The 17,572-nt window shown below is 65.3% G+C and carries 15 protein-coding genes and 1 tRNA gene; 3 read left to right on the plus strand and 13 right to left on the minus strand.

Features of this window, described 5'->3' with window-relative positions; translation table 11 throughout:
• Positions 1 to 15: 15 nt before the first annotated feature.
• Both E3O23_RS00250 and E3O23_RS00255 read right to left on the minus strand, forming a co-directional pair.
• Positions 16 to 1,122 carry a hypothetical protein gene (locus tag E3O23_RS00250; protein ID WP_198415092.1) on the minus strand — a complete coding sequence of 369 codons (1,107 nt, stop codon included), beginning with the start codon at positions 1,120 to 1,122 and terminating at the stop codon, positions 16 to 18.
• Between the two features lie 256 nt (positions 1,123 to 1,378).
• Positions 1,379 to 1,454: transfer RNA gene (locus E3O23_RS00255), tRNA-Arg, on the minus strand.
• 165 nt (positions 1,455 to 1,619) lie between these two features.
• Here E3O23_RS00255 and E3O23_RS00260 point away from each other — a divergent pair.
• Both E3O23_RS00260 and E3O23_RS00265 read left to right on the plus strand, forming a co-directional pair.
• Positions 1,620 to 2,354: a flavodoxin family protein gene (locus tag E3O23_RS00260; protein ID WP_134486610.1), complete on the plus strand. Its 735-nt coding sequence runs from the start codon at positions 1,620 to 1,622 to the stop codon at positions 2,352 to 2,354.
• Positions 2,355 to 2,359: 5 nt separating this feature from the next.
• Positions 2,360 to 3,928, plus strand: a complete 1,569-nt coding sequence (locus E3O23_RS00265; protein ID WP_134486613.1) for a carboxylesterase/lipase family protein — start codon at positions 2,360 to 2,362, stop codon at positions 3,926 to 3,928.
• Here the strand turns inward: E3O23_RS00265 and E3O23_RS00270 are convergent.
• The 10 genes from E3O23_RS00270 to E3O23_RS00315 form a co-directional block, all read right to left on the minus strand.
• The gene (locus E3O23_RS00270) at positions 3,925 to 4,809 is read right to left on the minus strand and encodes a CHAP domain-containing protein (protein WP_198415093.1); all 885 of its coding nucleotides are present in this window, start codon (positions 4,807 to 4,809) and stop codon (positions 3,925 to 3,927) included. The two genes, E3O23_RS00265 and E3O23_RS00270, sit on opposite strands and share 4 nt — an antisense overlap.
• A gap of 505 nt (positions 4,810 to 5,314) precedes the next feature.
• Positions 5,315 to 5,857, minus strand: a complete 543-nt coding sequence (locus E3O23_RS00275; RefSeq protein ID WP_166790342.1) for a YgjV family protein — start codon at positions 5,855 to 5,857, stop codon at positions 5,315 to 5,317.
• A gap of 106 nt (positions 5,858 to 5,963) precedes the next feature.
• Positions 5,964 to 7,010 carry an ornithine cyclodeaminase family protein gene (locus E3O23_RS00280; RefSeq protein ID WP_134486622.1) on the minus strand — a complete coding sequence of 349 codons (1,047 nt, stop codon included), beginning with the start codon at positions 7,008 to 7,010 and terminating at the stop codon, positions 5,964 to 5,966.
• Positions 7,007 to 8,167: a D-TA family PLP-dependent enzyme gene (locus E3O23_RS00285; protein ID WP_134486624.1), complete on the minus strand. Its 1,161-nt coding sequence runs from the start codon at positions 8,165 to 8,167 to the stop codon at positions 7,007 to 7,009. Before E3O23_RS00285 ends, E3O23_RS00280 begins: the two co-directional genes overlap by 4 nt.
• A gap of 73 nt (positions 8,168 to 8,240) precedes the next feature.
• Entirely contained in the window at positions 8,241 to 9,170 is a 930-nt protein-coding gene (locus E3O23_RS00290) for an aldo/keto reductase (protein ID WP_166790343.1), read from the minus strand.
• Positions 9,157 to 10,851: an N-acyl-D-amino-acid deacylase family protein gene (locus tag E3O23_RS00295; protein WP_166790344.1), complete on the minus strand. Its 1,695-nt coding sequence runs from the start codon at positions 10,849 to 10,851 to the stop codon at positions 9,157 to 9,159. The genes E3O23_RS00290 and E3O23_RS00295 overlap by 14 nt, the downstream gene beginning before the upstream one ends.
• Positions 10,848 to 11,660, minus strand: a complete 813-nt coding sequence (locus tag E3O23_RS00300; RefSeq protein ID WP_198415094.1) for a carbohydrate ABC transporter permease — start codon at positions 11,658 to 11,660, stop codon at positions 10,848 to 10,850. Before E3O23_RS00300 ends, E3O23_RS00295 begins: the two co-directional genes overlap by 4 nt.
• Positions 11,661 to 11,677: 17 nt before the next feature.
• Entirely contained in the window at positions 11,678 to 12,562 is an 885-nt protein-coding gene (locus tag E3O23_RS00305; protein ID WP_198415095.1) for a carbohydrate ABC transporter permease, read from the minus strand.
• Between the two features lie 182 nt (positions 12,563 to 12,744).
• A complete protein-coding gene (locus tag E3O23_RS00310; RefSeq protein ID WP_166790345.1) occupies positions 12,745 to 14,019 on the minus strand; it encodes an ABC transporter substrate-binding protein in 1,275 nt (424 codons plus the stop codon).
• Between the two features lie 78 nt (positions 14,020 to 14,097).
• On the minus strand, positions 14,098 to 15,570 hold the full coding sequence (locus E3O23_RS00315) for an aldehyde dehydrogenase family protein (protein WP_134486642.1): 1,473 nt from the start codon (positions 15,568 to 15,570) through the stop codon (positions 14,098 to 14,100).
• Positions 15,571 to 15,787: 217 nt separating this feature from the next.
• Here E3O23_RS00315 and E3O23_RS00320 point away from each other — a divergent pair, with 217 nt between their 5' ends.
• Positions 15,788 to 16,459, plus strand: a complete 672-nt coding sequence (locus tag E3O23_RS00320; RefSeq protein WP_134486645.1) for a GntR family transcriptional regulator — start codon at positions 15,788 to 15,790, stop codon at positions 16,457 to 16,459.
• Between the two features lie 60 nt (positions 16,460 to 16,519).
• Here E3O23_RS00320 and E3O23_RS00325 read toward each other — a convergent pair whose 3' ends face one another.
• Positions 16,520 to 17,572 (minus strand): SIS domain-containing protein, encoded by a 1,053-nt coding sequence (locus E3O23_RS00325; RefSeq protein WP_134486648.1) that lies wholly within the window; start codon positions 17,570 to 17,572, stop codon positions 16,520 to 16,522.

The following is a 17,572-nucleotide window of genomic DNA, read 5'->3' on the forward strand; positions in this document are numbered from 1 at the left end:
GCGAACCGCCGGCGGCTATTGCAGCGCAACCAGTATGGGAATGAGCCCGGTGCCGTGGCTGAGAGGGGCAAGTGCCTTACCCAATACTGCACCGAATGCCCGATCGCGATCGCTCGCCCTCATCGCACAGCCGGGCGCCTCACCGGTGGTCAACAGATCGCCGACAGAAACCGGGGTTTCACGAGCGTCGACGAGGCAGTAGGCCTTGCCCATCAGCGAGATCGGTCGTCGCTCCCGCCCGGGGCCCGCTTCCCCTGCGCCGTCGAGCACGAGTGCAGGTCGGTAGCTGCCCGCGCCTGCCACTACTCCCGCGACGCGCTTGTCGTATGGCCCGCTCGACAGCGCAAGACCGCCTTCGTCGTCGATCACCATGACCGAGCCGGCGGCGACACCCTCGGGAGCTGTGAACTCTTCCGCACAGTCCGCACCGAGCATCCGGATTTCCCCCGTCACCTCGAGGTGGCCCTGAAAGTATCCGGCGCGGCCAGAGGTACTCCGTGCATACAAGGCGGTGCCCGTGGCGCTGATGGCTGCCACGCCGGTTCCCGAGTCGCTGAAGCCGGCAACACCGTCTCCGTCAGCCGTGTTTTCGCCGAAGACAGCGCGTCCCTGGCCGCTCTTGCCATGAACGCCGTTCTGTTCACCCTCCCCGAACACTCCCGTGCCGTTCTGGCTGAGGCCGGTTACGCCGTCGCCATCGGCCGTTTGCTCGCCGTAAACGGCAGAACCCGCCCCACTCTTGCCATGCACGCCGTGTCGGGCGCCTTCCCCGAAGACGCCGGTGCCCGACTGGCTGGTACCCGCTACGCCGTCGCCCTCGCCGCTGCCCTCGCCAAAGACAGCGCGGCCGTCTCCGCTGATGCCGTGGACTCCGTATTCCAGACCTTCGCCCACCACTCCGGTCGCGTCGCTCACACCCCGCACCCCCGGCCCAGCCTTGCTCACACCGAGGACTCCCCACATCTTGCCGAGGCCCGTTCCCTGGAGGAACGTGTTGTCGGTGAGGATGTAGTGCGCGCTCGCTCCTTCGTCATGCTTGTCGCCTCCAGGGCAGATCGACGGCCCACCATCCGCGTAGAGGGCTCCACATTTTGTGCAGGAACGCCAATTATCCTGAATCATCGGGCCCACTCTTCCTTCGCGACGGACGCCGCCAGGCTGCGGCGCTGGCGGCGCTCTGGGGTGCGGCTCGGTCGCCAGACAAGTGCCGAGTCACGGCGATGCACAAGCAAGCCCACCCTACTCCCGCTCGGATCAGCGATCACGGACGATCGGGGCCGCTGAATGCTGCCGGACAATCGATCTGGGTTTCGGCGGAGCCGGACATGAGAAAAGCCCCGCTCTCCGGGCAATGTGCCGGTGAGAGGGGCTTGTCAACTGGTGCGCCCGGAGGGATTCGAACCCCCAACCTTCTAATCCGTAGTCAGATGCTCTATCCGTTGAGCTACGGGCGCGTTGGCGTGTTTTCGAACTGAAACGCTCGAAGACAACTTAGAAACTATAACAGGAAACCGGACCCCGCTCTGTCCACTGCCGGGTCCAGGCCGGCCGGACGAACCCTTCCGCGACGGCCGACGCAACCCCTAGCCGGGTCCACAGCCCGGTGATTTACTGGCGACATGATGGAGAAGCGCAACACCCGGGCATCCTTCGACTACACGGGACTGCGCGCACTCTTCATCAACTGCACGCTCAAGCGGAGCCCGGAGATCAGCAACACGCAGGGCCTGATCAACCTGAGCGCGAACCTGATGCGCGGACAGGGCGTCTACGTCGAGATGATCCGTGCCGTCGACCACGAGATCGCGACCGGCGTCTACCCGGACATGACCGAGCACGGCTGGGCGACGGATGCCTGGCCGGCCCTCTTCGACAAGGTGCTCACCTCCGACATCCTGGTCATCGGCGGGCCGATCTGGCTGGGCGACAACGGATCGGTCACGAGGCGGGTCATCGAGCGGCTGTACGCCACGGCCGGCGAGCTGAACGACGACGGCCAGTACCTCTATTACGGCAAGGTCGGCGGGGCCATCATCACCGGCAACGAGGACGGCGTGAAACACTGCGCGGCGAACGTCCTGTACAGCCTGCAGCACATCGGCTACTCGATCCCGCCCGCCGCGGATGCCGGCTGGCTCGGCGAGATCGGCCCCGGCCCGAGCTACCTCGACCCCGGGTCGGGCGGGCGGGACAACGAGTTCACCAATCGCAACATCACCTTCATGACCTGGAACCTCATGCACCTCGCCGCGATCCTCAAGGCGAACGGCGGCATCCCCGCGTACGGGAACCTGCCGAAGGACTGGGCCGGCGGGGAACGCTTCGGCTTCGAGCCGGGCCCGGAGCCCAGGTAGCGCCCATGCTGGTCCGCCTCGACGCCCCCGCACCACCCCGAAGCCGCCTCGATGTGCGGGTGACCGGCGGTGTCGTGCGCGGGGTGCGCGGGGTGCGCGAAGACGGCGTGCTCGCCTGGCGGGGCATCCCGTATGCGGCGCCGCCGGTCGGCGAGCTCCGGTTTCGCGCGCCGCAACCGGTCCTCCCGTGGCCCGGCATCCGTGACGCCTCCCGGTTCGGGAGGGTGGCGCCGCAGATCTACAAGGGCCAGTTCCGGGGCGCCTCGCCGAAGGTCCCCTCCGGGGAGGACTGCCTCACCATCAACGTGCTGACCGCGGCGGTCATCCCCCGGAAGCGGCTGGGCATGCCGGTGATGGTCTTCATCCACGGCGGCGGCTACACGGTCGGCTCCTCGCAGGACTTCACCGGCCAGGGCGAGGGGTTCGTGCGGACCGGCCGGGTCGTCTATGTGAGCTTCAACTACCGGTTGGGCGCCCTGGGCTACCTGGACTTCAGCCGCTATTCGACGCCAGAGCGGCCGATCGAGAGCAACCTCGGCCTGCGCGACCAGGTGGCCGCGCTGCAGTGGGTGCGGGCCAACATCCGAGCCTTCGGCGGGGACCCGAACAACGTCACGGTGATCGGCGAATCGGCCGGCGGGAACGCCGTGATCACACTGATGGCGACGCCGGCCGCGCGCGGCCTGTTCGCCAGGGGCATCGCCCAGAGCGCGCCGTCCAACGCCGCCTACTCACGCGAGGTCACCGCCGGATGGGCCGCGGAATTCGTCGAGGAGCTGCGCGCCCTCACGCCGGGGGACGCCTCCGCGGCCCCGCCCGGGGAACTCCTCTGCACGGCCGGAGTGACCGACCTCACCCGGGCGGCGCTTGTGCTGCAGGTGCGTACGCCGGCCAAGAGCCCCGGCACGTTCTGCATGGCCCCGGTGGTAGACGGTGACTTCCTGCCCGAGCGGCCCCTCGATGCGTTCCGCCACGGCCAGGCGCATCCGGTGCCGCTGATCATCGGCACCAACGACCGGGAGGGGTCCGTGTTTCGCGGCCAGCTGGACATCCTGCCGAAGTCCCCGGTGCGCATCCAGGCCATCTTCGAGCAGGCGCCGGCGAGCTCGCACGACGCGATGCGCAACGCCTACCCCGGGCTCCCCCTGAAACGGCCGGCCTCGGATTTCGGCGGGGACTACGCCTTCTGGTACCCGAGCGTGCTCGTGGGCGAACACCATTCCCGGGTCGCCCGGGTGCATGTGTACCGGTTCGACGTGGCGCCCCGGCTGATGCGCCTGCTCGGCCTGGACGCCACGCACGGCATCGAGATGTACGCCCTGTTCGACAGCCTCAACGGTCGGCAGGCCCGCACGATGACGGCGCTGGGCGGCCGCGGAACGTACACGAGCGCCGGCGAGCGGATGCGCCGGCACTGGCTGCAGTTCGCCTGCACCGGCCGGGTCAGCGACGCGTGGCCTGCCTACTCAGAGGGCGAACGGCTGACGCTGATCATCGACACGGTCGATCGCGTCGAATCGGACCCGCGCGGCGACCGGCGGGCCGGCTGGCGGGAGTTCATGCCCGACGTTTAGCCGGCGACGGTCGGTTCGGCGGAGAGGTAGCTGGCCTTCCACGCGGTGAAGGTGCCCGGGCTCAGGTACGCGGCGATGCCGTGCTGCCCCGCCCACGCCGTCGCCAGGGTGGCGTCGCGGGTCTCGAGCCAGGCGGCGCGGCCGCGACCGTCTCCCGCGAGCGCATAGATCGTGCCGATGGCGTCCTTCGTGGAGTAGAGAGATGACATGCCGTTGTTCCTTTGCGCGATGGGGGTTTGGAGGCCGGCGGCGCTGACCCCGGCCATGGAGTCGTAGCCGAGGTAGACCGGGTAGGCGAACCATTGGTTTGCGGGGCGGTTGAGCGTGCGGTCCTTGTTCTGCACGGTGCCGTTGCCGTACGCGCCAGCCGGCAGGACCGTGGGCGTGGTGTTGCCCTCGATCGTGCGGGTGCGCCCGTCGCCGAGGTCGGTGACCAGGCCGACGTGCTGCTTCGTGCCCGTGCCGCTCCAGTCCATGAACATCAGGGCGCCCGGCTTCGCCACCGTGCCCGTGCGCCCGAGGGCGGCGTAGGCGTTGTAGAGCGCCGTGCAGCCGAGGGTCTGCGGCGCCCCGTTGGCCCGGAGGAACCAGTTGGTGAAACGGTCGCACCAGCCCACTGAGGTGGAGCGGCTGGACCAGCCCTCCGTCGCCGGGCAGTCCAGGGACGCCTTGCCGCCCTGCAGCCGCGCCGCCGCGACGACGGTCGCGAGGGACTGCGTCGGGGCGGTCGTGGGCCAGGTCGCGGCCCGGGCGAGGTCGTCATCGAAGAGGTTCGCGGCGATGGCGCCGAAGGCGGCCACAGACAGGCCGCCGGCGACGACGGAGCGGCGGGACAGGGCGCCCTGGGCCGAGACCGCACTCATGCTGTCGTGTTCGCTCACCATGCCCCCCTTCGCCCTGACCACTATGCCAGCGGGCGCACGGCTGGCGCTCACCCCCAGAAGGGGCCGCGCAGTCCCCGGCTGTCCCTGGGGCCGCGCAGCCATGGCGACATCCTTGAGCGGCATCTGCCCGGACTCACGCCTGGTCGCCGCACCCGGGATTCTCGACAAGCATCAGGTCACGTCCCACTGGTCGCGAATCATCGCCGCCCTCGAGGAATCCGACCCAGAGGTCCCCTGCTCCTGACCAGCCGGAACTGCGCGGTGAACGCCACCCGGGAGCCCGCGGCCAACCCATAGATGAATTCGAGTCTGCTGGCAATCCCTTTGATGCCTGGGAAGCACGAACTAGTCTCGTTCGAATGATGACTCAGACTTGTCCCGAATGCGGTTCCGGCGCTGTGAAGCTCGGAGAGTACTTGTCACACCCCGACCTGGGGCCCCTGGAATGGACCGACAAGTGCACGAGTGCATGGTGCGAATGGGAGCAGAGCGGCATCGAGGTCTAGACCTTCACGGATGATCTCGCGACTTCGGCGAGCGCGCGACGCTGCCGCACGATCATCATGAATGCCGTTGCTATCAGGCCCAGTCCGATGATCTCTCCGCCAAGCACTCCCCACAGGCCAAAGGCGACCTCATAGGTGACCCATGTCGCAACGCCGAAGAACATGACGACTTTGACATGCAGGACATCCCGAAGCGACAACGCGACGATGACGAGCCCCGAACCCAGGATTGGCAGCCACGCGGCCCACCACGTCGGGATCCCGTTCAGTGACAGGTAAGCGATCCAGATAGCGGTGACGAACGCCGGAGTCCACCAGTGACTCCGCGCCCACGAAGCCTCGTCAGAGCGGGCAACAACCCAGCCGCGAACAGCCGCCAGCGCGGGTATCGCAGCTGTCCCGGGCATGCCCAGCAACAGGTAGGAGGCACACAGGATCACGGAGGCCACGGCATTCCGCACGACGGTGGTTCGGCGGTGCCGCGACCAGTGGGACCAAAGGATGACGGCGATGCCGACGAAACCCAGGGCCTGACCCACCCACCAAGTCCAGTCCACTCGTTCCTCCATGTTGTTGTCCGTATCGCGTCCTGCTTCTTCTGGTCTGCGTCAACGATGCGCACAGCTTCAACTCAACACGTGGACGTCAGAGCACGACCGTCGGATTCACCTGAGGAGCTCCACCGTCGAGGTCGAAGCGTCGTCCGAGATTTTGTTGTGCCGCCTGGCGCATCACGAGGCCGACGACGGCCGCGTCCACTGCAGACGAGCCGACGGAGTCGAAGACAATCCTTCGGCCACTCGTCCGCGACCCGATTCCTGCTCGGAGCACGGTCCCAATGCTTGAAACCCGCAGCGCGGACTCCTTGCCCAGGTAAGCGCACTCACCAACTACCAACGCATCTGACCGGACATCCGCGTAGACCTCAGCGGAGTCGAGAACGCCGGGAGCCAGTTCGCGTTTCCCAACGCTGTCAGCTCCCATCGCCAGTACCACGGCGTCCGGGAGCAGGTCCTCCACAGATACGAGCGGCGTTTGCGAGGGGGTGCACGTGATGACGAGGTCAGCACCGATCACCGTGTCCGAGATGGTTTGGCAGGCGCGGTGTTCGACCCGCCCCGTGTACGCGGCCGCCAGGCCAGTCGCATGCTCGTGCGTGCGACTCCAGATCCGCACGTCAGCCGCGATGCCGAGGTGCTCCAGCGCTTCGTCGATTCTTTGCGCCACGGGACCCGCGCCAATGAGCGCGACCCGGACCGGCTCCGAACCCACCAGGGCCCTGGCCGCGACGGCTGCGATGGCCGCGGTGCGCATGGCGGTGAGGTCACCACTGGCCATAACGGCCTGCAGGCGCTGTTTCTCGTAATCGAAAACCAGGATGGCCCCTGAGGTGCTTCCAGCCGCGGGCCGAAGGTTTGCTTTGACCGAGATTATCGGCGGCTCCGTGAGGGCCCCGGATTTGAGGTGCAGGGAGGCCCCGGGCACAACAAGCTGACTGGAGATGCTCGGGAGAACGTCGCCCTCGGCCAGGTCGATCAGGGCGCGCTGCGTCGCATCAATCAATTCGGGCCAGGTCAGCAGGCTGCGGACTTCCTCGCGATCAAGCATCAGGATGGGTTCGGTGCCGGACATAGTTCTCCAATGAGCGTTGGTAGGGGTCACAGGGTGGGGGTGGGTCGCGGCGAACGTCACAGGCTGCGCCGCATGGCATCAACTCGGATCCGCTGCACGATCTGACCGTTGCGGGTGCCGTACACCTCTCGTTGCAGGTCCATCCACACGCAGCTGTGAATGGGCAGGAGCCTCACGCGTTCCCCGAGCCGCAGATCCTCATCCTCGGCAGCAAGCCCGAGTACGGCGTGCTCTTCTGAGACCTGGCGAAACCCGCTGCCCGGCCGGTTCACCAGGTGACCGTTTCCGTGCTGGTCCGTGCGCGCCGTCGTAATGCTCTTGCTGCCGGCGTTCAATGTGGCACGCCCGGGAGCGCGGCTGACCACAGTGGCCAGCATGCTTAGCGCGAGCTGATCTGGCGTGCACGCGTACCGCCCCAGAGTGCGCAGATCGTTGAAGACATATGTCCCTGGGCGAACTTCAGTGATTCCGTCGTCAGCGGACAGGTACGGCGTCGTCACGGTGGAGCCCGCGCTGACGACGTCAACCTGGAGCCCCTCGGCCTCGAGCGCTTCCCGGGCGCGCTGCATGGCCCGTACCTCATCGCGAGCCACCTGCTCGATGCCCTGCTGGTCCACCGCCTGGTGCGCCTGCCCGGCGTGGGTGAGGATGCCTCGCACGCGCAGACCCGGGAGCCTGTCGACTTCGGCCGCCAGGGCGCCGGCGTGTTCGGGCAGGACCCCGGCCCGATGCATGCCGGAGTCGATTTCAATCAGCACCGGAAGCTCACGACCAACCGAAGTGGCGATCCTGCTGTATCCCCTCGCAACATCGATCGAATCGGCAACGACCGTCAGCGCCCCCGCGTCCACGAGCGGCGCGAGACGGCGGAGCTTGGCCTCCCCGAAGACCGGGTAGGCCAGCAGCAGGTCCCTGACGCCATGCAGCCACATGACCTCTGCCTCGCCGACCGTCGCCAGGCACAGTCCCGTGGCACCGCCGGCCAGCTGCAGGTCTGCGATGAACGTACTTTTGTGGCTCTTGGCGTGAGGGCGCAAGGCCATGCCCCGACGCGTCGCAAAGTCAGCCATGGACGCGATGTTTCTTTCCAACACGTGCAAGTCGACGAGGAGTGCGGGCGTATCAAGCAATTCACTCTCGAGGTCGAGAGGGAGCTGCGCTTGCGGATCGAGCGCCAGCAGTTCCTCTGGGTGAGCGAGATGCGTGGTGATCGTCATAGTTATCTGCCTAGGTGGGGCACTGCTGCCGCGTTTGCGGCTCTGGTGCGGGTTTGGATGGGATTCGGGTTTCTCAAGGAACGCGAACGGCGTCCAGGAGCGCCGGGAGTTCCTCCCAGACCTTGTCGGGAATTTCGAAGTTGAGCGCCTCCCAGCAGCCCACGACCTCCGATGCGGTGGCCGCGCCAACGAGCGTGCAGTCAAAGCGAGGCTGCCGCACGCTGAATTGGAGGGCGAGGGCGAGAACAGGTATGCCGCGTTCGTCACACCACGCGTGGACTTGCTTGGCCGCCCAAACCTCTGCAGCCGGCGGAGTCCACCGCACGGTGCCGACGCTTTCCGGGTCGCGCCCCGAAAGAAGCCCCATGGCCAGGGCCGCGCCGTTGACCAGGCCCACCCCGCGCGCCTCGGCGAGAGCGAAGATGTCGTCCGCGTTCTGACGCAACAACGTGTAGTCATTGACCATCATGCAGACGTCAAGATGGCCGCTGTCCACGGCCTGGCGGTGGAGATCATGGTCCTGCACACCGATGCCAATGGAGCGGATGACGCCTTCCGCCTTGAGCGCCACGAGCGCTTCCATTGCGCCGCCCGGCGCCAGCGCAGCAGCCAGCTGGTCAGGCTCGGGCTCATGAATGTGACAAAGATCGAGATAGTCCACGCCGAGGACCTCCAGGCTGCGAGCGACGGTCCATCGCGCCGCTTCTGCGGAGTAGTCACCCGGCTTCTGCGGGTGCGTTCCGACCTTGCTGGAGATGTAGTAGCTATCACGGGGAACCCCGCGAAGCGCCAGCCCCATCCGGCGTTCGGCCTCGCCGTACTTGGGGGACGTGTCCAGGTAGTTCATGCCGAGTTCGAGGGCCTTTTCCACTGCGGCGACGCCGTCCGAGTCTCCGACCGGGCCGAAGATTCCGCCCAGACCGGCGCCGCCCAGGCTGACGGCGGTGACCTTCATGTGCGTATTGCCGAGTTGGCGCAGCTCCAGGGGGTTAATGATGCTCATGGTGCTCCTTCGTTTGGGTTTCCAGCGCCGGCGGACGCTGATCGAGGTAGGGCTGGTGTCGTCGCAGCGTGCGACCAGCACGGATGCCGGTGGGCTGGCCGTCGCGGACGGCGAACCGCCCGGACACCAGAACGTCGCGGATACCCACCGGATCCTGGGTGGGATGGTCATAGGTTGCCGGGCCCGCCACTTGTGCAGGATCGAAGATGACGAGGTCCGCATGGTAGCCCGGCTCAACCAGACCGATACCGGTCAGCCCAAGGCGACGGGCCGGTTGCGACGTCATCTTCCGCACCGCGTCCTCCAGGGTGAGGATGCCGGCATCACGGACGTACTCACCCAGGATCCGCGGGAAAGTTCCGTGCAGGCGTGGATGCGGCCGGCCCCCCGCGAGAAGACCGTCGCTGCCGAAGCACGTGCTTGGCTCCTTCATGACCTCACGCAGGTCTTCTTCCGAGCAGGCGACCTGGATGTTGCTGACGGCCCCGTCCTCGGCAATGAGGAGATCCAGTAGGAAGTCCCCGGGATCCGCCGACCCGGAACGGGAGGCGGCTGCCGCAGCCACGCTGAGACCGACGAGCTCCTGGTTGCCCTCCGTCACGACATGGCTGATGTAGATGTTCTCCCAACCGATGCTCGCAACGCGGTTATCCCATTGGGGTCGCCCGCTGATCCAGTCGGCCTTAATTCTTGCTCTCTCGGCCGGGTCCGCGAGGCGCGGGAGCATCGCCGATAGTCCGCCGGCCAAAGCCCAGTCCGGCAGGAGCGCGGTCATCGTGGTGCTGCCCGCCAGATAAGGGTAGACATCCGACCCGGCGTCGATCCCCTCGGCGCGTGCCTCGCGAAGCATGGCCAGGGACTGGCTGACCTTCCCCCAGTTCCGCCCGCCGACAACCTTGTGATGCGCGATCTGCACGGCCGCGCCGGTGCGTCGGCCCACGTCAAGGGTCTCGGCCACGGAATCCAGAAAACCATCCCCCTGGTCCCGCATATGACTGGAATACAGTGCTCCGGCGCGGGCAGCCTCGTCGACGAGCTCGCAGATCTCCTCGTGTGAGGAATAGGACCCGGGGGCATAAACCAACCCGCTGCTGAGACCGACAGCCCCCTGGCGCAGGGCCGCTGCGGCAAGATCCACCATGGCGCGGCGCTGTTGCGGCGAGGGCGCACCCGCGTCGAAACCGCTGACAGCGCAGCGGAGGGAACCGAGCCCGACAAAAGTGGCCACGTTCACGGCCGGTCGGGCCGCAGAAACACGGGCCAGGTAGCCGTCCACATCGGACCAGTCCCAGGCGAGCTCTCCGAAGCCAAGCACTGGCGTGGCGTACTGGCGGGATTCCGGTCTGAACTGTTCGGTTATCGGGCCCACGGAAATACCGCAGTTGCCCACTATCTCCGTCGTGACTCCCTGACGCAGCTTCTGCTGCGCGCCCGGCTCTGCAATCAGTGCAAGATCCGAGTGGGAGTGCATGTCGACGAAACCAGGCGCCACGACATGGTCGATGGCGTCCAGGACCTCGCCGGCCGTGCCCCGGAACTGGCCCGGCGCGACCACATCAACGATGCGGTCCCCGCGCACAAGCACATCCGCGTAGCGCCAGGAGTTACCGGTCCCATCCACCACGCGGCCGCCGCGAATGAGCAGGTCGACGTCGGCGACGAGGCCGGTCGCCTCGCTCACTTGACCGCACCGGCCGTCAGGCCCTTCACCAGATTCTTCTCGATCAACAGGAACAGGATGAGAACCGGCACGATGGCGATCAGTGCCGCGGCCATGAGGTAGTTCCACTCGACCGAGTACTGCCCGAGGAAGGAGTAGATGCCCAGTGGAAGCGTGCGGTTATCGGGGGTCGAGATGAAGGTGAGCGCGATCATGAACTCATTCCATGCCCAGATGAAGGCAAAGACCCCGGAAGCCACAAGGGCGGGCTTGGACATCGGCAGCACGACGCGGACCAGCGCGCCCACCCTGGTGCAGCCATCCATCATGGCTGCTTCCTCGATCTCAATGGGAATCGACTCGAAGTATCCGGCGAGGAACCAGACCGAAAAGGCCAGGCTCAATGCCGCATACGTGATGACCAGTGACGCGTTGTTGTCCAACAAGTGGACCTGGTTCATGAAGCGGAACAGGCCGATCAGGAGCACCACCGGCGAGAACATCTGCGTAACCAGCAGAGCCTGGCGGAACAGGCGCTTGCCCGGAAAGTTCAGCCTTGCCAGGGCGTAGCCCGCGGGTATCGCGAAAGCCATGTTCAGCAACGTTGCCAGCACGGACACGACAAGGCTGTTGAGCACGTATCGCAATAACGGCACTGCCGACCACACAGTGACGAAATTCTCCCAGGCCCACGTCTTCGGGAACCAGGTCGGCGGGAAGCTGAACAGTTCCGCGCGTGGCCGCAGCGACGTTGACAGGGCGAATGCGAAAGGGAAGATCGATACGGCCACGACCAGGGCGAGGAAGGCCAGCAGGAGCCACCAGGACAACCCGCGCTCATGACGCCTCATTTGATGCCCACCTTGGCCCGCTCCTTCGTGATGTGAGAGAACGTGAGGCTGAAGGCCAGCAGGAGCACGAAGATCAGCATCGCCATGGCGGCTGCCGGGCCGAACTGACCCTCAGCAAACGCACGCTTATAGATATAGGTCACCAGAATGTCCGTACGGTACGCCGGGGATCCCTGAGTAAGTACCCACGGGATGGGAAAAGAGTTGAAAACGTAGATCACGTTGAGCAGTGTGGTCACGATGAGAACCGGTCGCATCAAGGGCAGGGTGACGTGCCAGAAACTGGCCCAGAAGCCGGCGCCGTCGACCATTGCCGCCTCGTAGAGTTCACTCGGGACCGACTGCAGCCCCGCGAGCAACGAGAAGGAGGTGAACGGGATGGACACCAGGATCCCGACAAGGATGATCGCTGCCCAGGCCGTTTGCTCGGAGCCCAGCCAGATGATCGGCTGGTCGATGAGGTGCAGCCTCATCAGCGTGCCGTTGATGATGCTGTGCTGGCCGTCGAGTATCCAGCGCCAGATGATCGCGTTGATCATCAGTGATGCCGCCCAGGGCACGATCAGCAACGCCCTGGCCAGTCGACGACCACGGAAATTGAGGTTGAGGGCCAGGGCCACCGGAATTGAGACAACTGTCGTGATTCCGACAACGGCCACGGTCCAAAAGACGGTCTGGGCGAGAACACGGAGGAATACCGTGTCGGAGAGGAGCGCTTCGTAATTCGCCAGTCCGGCGAATCCCTCCCGCTGTGCCAACGAGTTGACGGTGCTGAACGACATGAGCGCCGTCTCCACAATGGGGTAGAAGACGATGACGCCCACCAGGACGACGGTGGGCAGGATGAAGAGCAGCCCTACCAGCGGCTCCGAGCGCGGCATCCGCAGCCGCCTTCGCGGTGACCTGCCGGACCGCACGCGGTCCGCCTCTAAAACAGCCATATCCATTCCGTCCTTCATTCGGAGTAACGCGGGTCACCAGTGACGGGCACTGGTGACCCACGTGCCTCATTCGTTGTGCCGCGGGTTACCAGCGAGGGGGATCACCGGTAACCCGCCGACGGTCAAAGCTTGTCGATCTTGGCTGTTGCCTCGTCCAGGGCTTCCTGCGGGCTGGCCAGCCCGCTCAGGGCCTTCTGGATGGCCACAGTTTCGATCTGCTGAATCTGCTCGAACTTGGGGTGCTGGGGCTGGAATTTGGCTGTTGACAGTGCGTCAATGAAGGGCTTGTACTCAGGGGTCTGGTAGTAGGCCGACTCCGCCACAGCGTTGAGTTCAGGCAGCATGCCTTCGGTTTCGTCAAAGACTTGACGGTACTTGGGCTGATACATGAACTCGATGAACTTCCAGGCCTCCGCCTGATGGGCGCCACTTGCCGACATCCCGAGGGAGTCCGTGACCGAGACGGTCTGCTGTTCCTTGCCATCGTTGGTCGGGAACGGCACTGCGTCAAATTCCAGGGACGGGTTGTCCGCCTTGATCATGGCTGTCAGCCACGGCCCAGTCGGGTACATCGCCAACTGGCCGGCCTTGAAGTTCTCAATGACCTGCTCCCGAGTGAATCCACTCGGTTCAGGCTGGCTGCCACCGCTCTTGACCAGGTCGGTCAGGAACTCCAGCGCTTCGACGCTCTCAGGCTCGCTCAGCATCGACTTCCCGTCCGAATCGAGGATGTCGCCCCCGTTGTTGTACAGGAAGTAGTTGAAGAAGGTGTCCACCTCGATCCCGCTCGCAGGCACGCCCAGCCCGTAAAGCTCCGGCGGATTGGCCGTCTCAGTGGCTGCCTCCATCAGGTCGTCCCACGTCTTGGGTGCGGACAGGCCCGCCTTCTCAAGTACGTCGGTGCGGTAGAAAAGCAGCCGGGCCGATACTGCCACCGGCAGACCGTAGGTCTTGCCCTCGTAAACGCCGGCCTCGAGCACTTTCTGGTTGAAGCCCTCTCGGAAGTCCGACGTCAGAACGTCGTCCAGCGGTGCGAGCTGCTTCAACCCGGCGAACTCTGAGATCCATCGTGTCGCGTAGCCGAAGACGTCGGGAGCCTGGTCGGAGCCCATGCTCACCGCCAGCTTGTCGTGCATCTTGTCCCAGGGCGCGGTTTCGAGGTTGACCTTGATCTCACCCTTGTTGGCCGCGTTGAAGTCGTCCACCACGGTTTTCATCAGCGGTGTGGTTTTCGCGCTGTACTCCGGAAAGAGGAAACGCAACTCAACTTCACCCCCACTGGCCGAGTCATTCGAGCTTCCGCATGCGGCCAGGGAGGCCACTGTGGCGACCGCCAGGGCCAGTGCCAAGGCTCGGCGCGCGCGCCGCCCTGAGCGAGCGAACGGGGATTTCATCATTGTGGAGCCTTCCATTCTGTTGGGGGTATGGTGCGGAACGAAAAAAGATCAGGCAAGTGGGGGAAACGGGGAGCGGAGCTAGAGGCCTTCGCCCTGAGGGTCCCGGAGGTTGAGGACGACCAGGCGGGAGTCAGTCATCTCCTCCACGGCGTAACGGACTCCTTCTCGACCGGTTCCGCTCTGCTTCACGCCTCCGTATGGCATGGAGTCCACCCGGTATGACGAAGCGTCGTTGACGATCACTCCGCCAACGTCGAGCCTCTGGGCCGCGGCCAGCGCTACGTCCACGCTTGCGGTGAAAATGCCCGCCTGAAGGCCGTACTCGGTGGCATTCGCGATCGCCAGTGCCTCTCCCAGCGTGGCGTAGGGGATGAGCACCGCCACGGGCGCAAACGCTTCACGACAGGCAAGGCTCGACTGCAGGGATGGCCGCGTGAGCACAGCCGGGGTCAGGAACTGGCCCTCACGCTTGCCACCGCACACCAGTTCAGCGCCGTCGGAGACGGCCTCAACAATCCATTCCTCAGCGCGCGTGGCCGCTTCGAGGGAGATCATCGGCCCCACGTCCGTGGACTCTTCCGACGGGTCACCGACGACAAGCGCCTGGACTCGCTCGGAAAGTTGCGCCGTAAAGCGGTCGAAGACCTCGTCATGCACGAGGATCCGTTGCGCACTGATGCAAACCTGGCCGGCATAGATGGACAGGGACCGCGCCAACGAATTGGCCGCCAGATCCAGATCCGCGTCCTTGTGAACGATGTTGGCTGAATTGCTGCCCAGTTCCAGCAAGGTCTTGCGCAGTCCCACCGTTTGTCGGATGTGGACACCCACGGCAGTGCTACCAGTGAAGGTGTACACGGCGAAGCGGGGATCCTCGAGGAGTTGTTGGCCGACCGTCTCGCCCCGCCCTTGCACCATGGTGACGTGCCCGGGCGGGAGCCCGGCATCGAGCATTGCCTGCACAAGCATGATTGCCGACAGGGGTGTGACTTCTGCGGGCTTGACCACGACAGTGCACCCGGCCGCGATCGCGGTCGGCACCTTGTGGGACAGCTGATTCACGGGGCCATTGAACGGCGTGATGGCACACACAACCCCGGCGGGTCGACTCATCGTGAATGCTCGGCGGTTTTCCGAGCCGGGAGTGGCGTTGACCGGAACAACCTCGCCCGTCAGGCGGGTGGCCTCCTGGGCGCACAGCTCGAAGGTGAGGACCGCGCGGGCAACCTCGGCGCGCGAGTCTCGGATGGACTTGCCGGCCTCAGCGACGATTGACCGGGCGAAGTCCTCCGCTCGTTCCGCGATCAGCTCTGAGGTCCGGCGAAGGATCGCCGCCCGAGCGAACGGGCTGAGTTCCTGGGCGGCGAACGTCGCCGCCGCCTGCGCCACCGCTGCATCAACCTCGGACGGCGTGGACTCTCTGAGTGTCGCCAGGAGTCGGCCGCCGAACGGCGCACGCACCGCCATGAGGTGGGCGCCCTCGCCAGCCTCCCAGGCGTCGCCGATCAGGAGTCCGCACGTCAGTTGACCATTCGGTAGAAAAGTTTGCATGCAACGAAGTATGCAGGACGGTGTGGTGCCGGTCAAGCAATTTCTGATCTCTTTTTGATGCCAAAAATCTGGCCGTGGCCAGGCGGCAAGACCAACCCTCACGCGGATATGATTTTGTATGCATGTACGCATACTGAATTGCACGGCAAGGCACCGACAACAGTCAGTGCCATGGAAGTCGTCCCCCACGATGGGACGATATTGAAGGAGATGACCGATGCCCCCACTTGGGCGAACGGACCAGCGTTTGGCGCCGGCTCCGATCAATCGGACCACAGAGGTCTACGAGCAATTGCGCCAGGCCATCGTCGAAGGATCGATCCGGCCCAACGAGCGCCTGATTGAGAGCGATCTTGCCGAGCGACTGGGGGTGAGCCGCACGCCGGTACGCGAGACCATGCTGCGACTCGCGGGCGACGGTCTGATAGTCAGCCAGCGCCGCGGTTGGGTTGTGCGCGAACATTCTGCCGAGGAGATCCGAGAGGTCTACGAGATCCGCGCCGCACTTGAAGGGTTCGCCGCCGGTCTGGCAGCCCAGCGAGCAACGGACGCGGAGCTCACGGCCATTGAGGCGATCCATCAGAGCTATATCGACTCGATTCAAAGCTCCAGCCGCGGGCATCTGGTCGAGCACAACGACGCCTTCCACGAAGCGATCATCGCTGCCGCGCGCAACCAACTCCTGGCGGAGCAGATTCATCGCAACAGCCAGTACTACTTCATCCATCGCATCGCAGGTTTCCTGTCCGACGAGGAGGTGCGTATTTCCATCGAAGGACATGAGGAGCTCGTCCGGGCACTGATGGGGCGCGATCCCGTGCTCTCCGAACAGGTTGCCCGCGCACGGGTCTTTGACGGCTTGGAAAAGGTGCTCAACCGCATCCGCTGACCTGCCCTTCGCTCGATTGTGCACGGCACCACCCGTGGGGCTGAGCCTGAGCCACGACGCTCACACCCGCTCGGCCACAATCACTTCCTCGACCTTGGTGTCGTGCTGCTCGTAGATGAACTTCTCGATCAGGAACGGCTTCCGGTCGATCGCATGGGCGAGCAGGAGCTGGGCGAAGACGATCTCCACGATCGGCCGGACGAAGCCGCCCAGGCCGGGGGCTAACGGCACGATCGTCAGGTTGGCGTGACCGGCGGATGGGATTGCGCTTTCCGGTGCGGCCGTCACGAGTATGACCTGCACGCCTGAATCCAATACGGAGTCCGGAATGGTGAGTTCCCGCCCGTCTCCGAAGATGATCAGGACGCTCCCCTCTGCGGCGGATTCCATCGGACCGTGGAGGTATTGGAACGTCTCGTAGCTACCGCTTGGGATGCGCAGGCCCTCGCGGATCATCAGCGACGTTTCGGCAGCCGACGCAAATGAGGTTCCCCGGCCGATCACATCGATGGCCGACGCATCGGCGACGAAGCGACTGATGCGCGTCGCAATCGAGTCGTAGGCGTTCAATGCGTTGCCTACGATCGCTGGTATCCGCTCGACCTCAGGGCCGGCGGGCACCTTCCCCACACGATCCAGGAGCAGCGCGTAAGCAAGTAGCGTTGCCGTGTATCCAATTGTGTAGACGGGAGAGTCGTTGAATCCGCCGAGGCTGATCGGAGCATCAATTACTCCACCGATCTGGGCTTCAGGGAAGTTGCTGATGCCGATTCGGCGCCCTACGGTCAATCGGCGGGCCGCTTCGATCGTCTCGGGGCTCCGCCCGGATTCGGAGACGATCACGTAGTGGTCGGCCGGCTGGAATCCGTCAGCGGCCAGCAGGACATCCGAGGCCGTGAGGTTGACTGCCCGGAATCCCGCCTCCGCGAGCACTGCGACGAACGCATTGCCTGTGTGGCTGGATGCGCCCATTGCGACGACCGCCACGGTGTCGCCTGGCTTCCACTCGACCAGCCGCGCGCGCTGCAGGTCGCGCGTCAGTGTGGAGTGGGCGAGAGCGAGGTTTTTCGGCTGAGCGCGCATGGCGTCGACGAAGAGTGCGTTGCTTGACAT

The organism is Cryobacterium tagatosivorans, from assembly GCF_004402215.1.
Taxonomy (GTDB): domain Bacteria; phylum Actinomycetota; class Actinomycetes; order Actinomycetales; family Microbacteriaceae; genus Cryobacterium; species Cryobacterium tagatosivorans.

Excerpts from the sequence above, each read along its gene's own strand:
- E3O23_RS00250 (WP_198415092.1), bottom strand. The coding sequence starts at position 1,122 with ATGATTCAGGATAATTGGCGTTCCTGCACAAAATGTGGAGCCCTCTAC.
- E3O23_RS00260 (WP_134486610.1), top strand. The coding sequence starts at position 1,620 with ATGATGGAGAAGCGCAACACCCGGGCATCCTTCGACTACACGGGACTG.
- E3O23_RS00265 (WP_134486613.1), top strand. The coding sequence starts at position 2,360 with ATGCTGGTCCGCCTCGACGCCCCCGCACCACCCCGAAGCCGCCTCGAT.
- E3O23_RS00285 (WP_134486624.1), bottom strand. The coding sequence starts at position 8,167 with ATGACGATCACCACGCATCTCGCTCACCCAGAGGAACTGCTGGCGCTC.
- E3O23_RS00290 (WP_166790343.1), bottom strand. The coding sequence starts at position 9,170 with ATGAGCATCATTAACCCCCTGGAGCTGCGCCAACTCGGCAATACGCAC.
- E3O23_RS00305 (WP_198415095.1), bottom strand. The coding sequence starts at position 12,562 with ATGCCGCGCTCGGAGCCGCTGGTAGGGCTGCTCTTCATCCTGCCCACC.
- E3O23_RS00310 (WP_166790345.1), bottom strand. The coding sequence starts at position 14,019 with ATGATGAAATCCCCGTTCGCTCGCTCAGGGCGGCGCGCGCGCCGAGCC.
- E3O23_RS00315 (WP_134486642.1), bottom strand. The coding sequence starts at position 15,570 with ATGCAAACTTTTCTACCGAATGGTCAACTGACGTGCGGACTCCTGATC.
- E3O23_RS00320 (WP_134486645.1), top strand. The coding sequence starts at position 15,788 with ATGCCCCCACTTGGGCGAACGGACCAGCGTTTGGCGCCGGCTCCGATC.
- E3O23_RS00325 (WP_134486648.1), bottom strand. The coding sequence starts at position 17,572 with ATGTCAAGCAACGCACTCTTCGTCGACGCCATGCGCGCTCAGCCGAAA.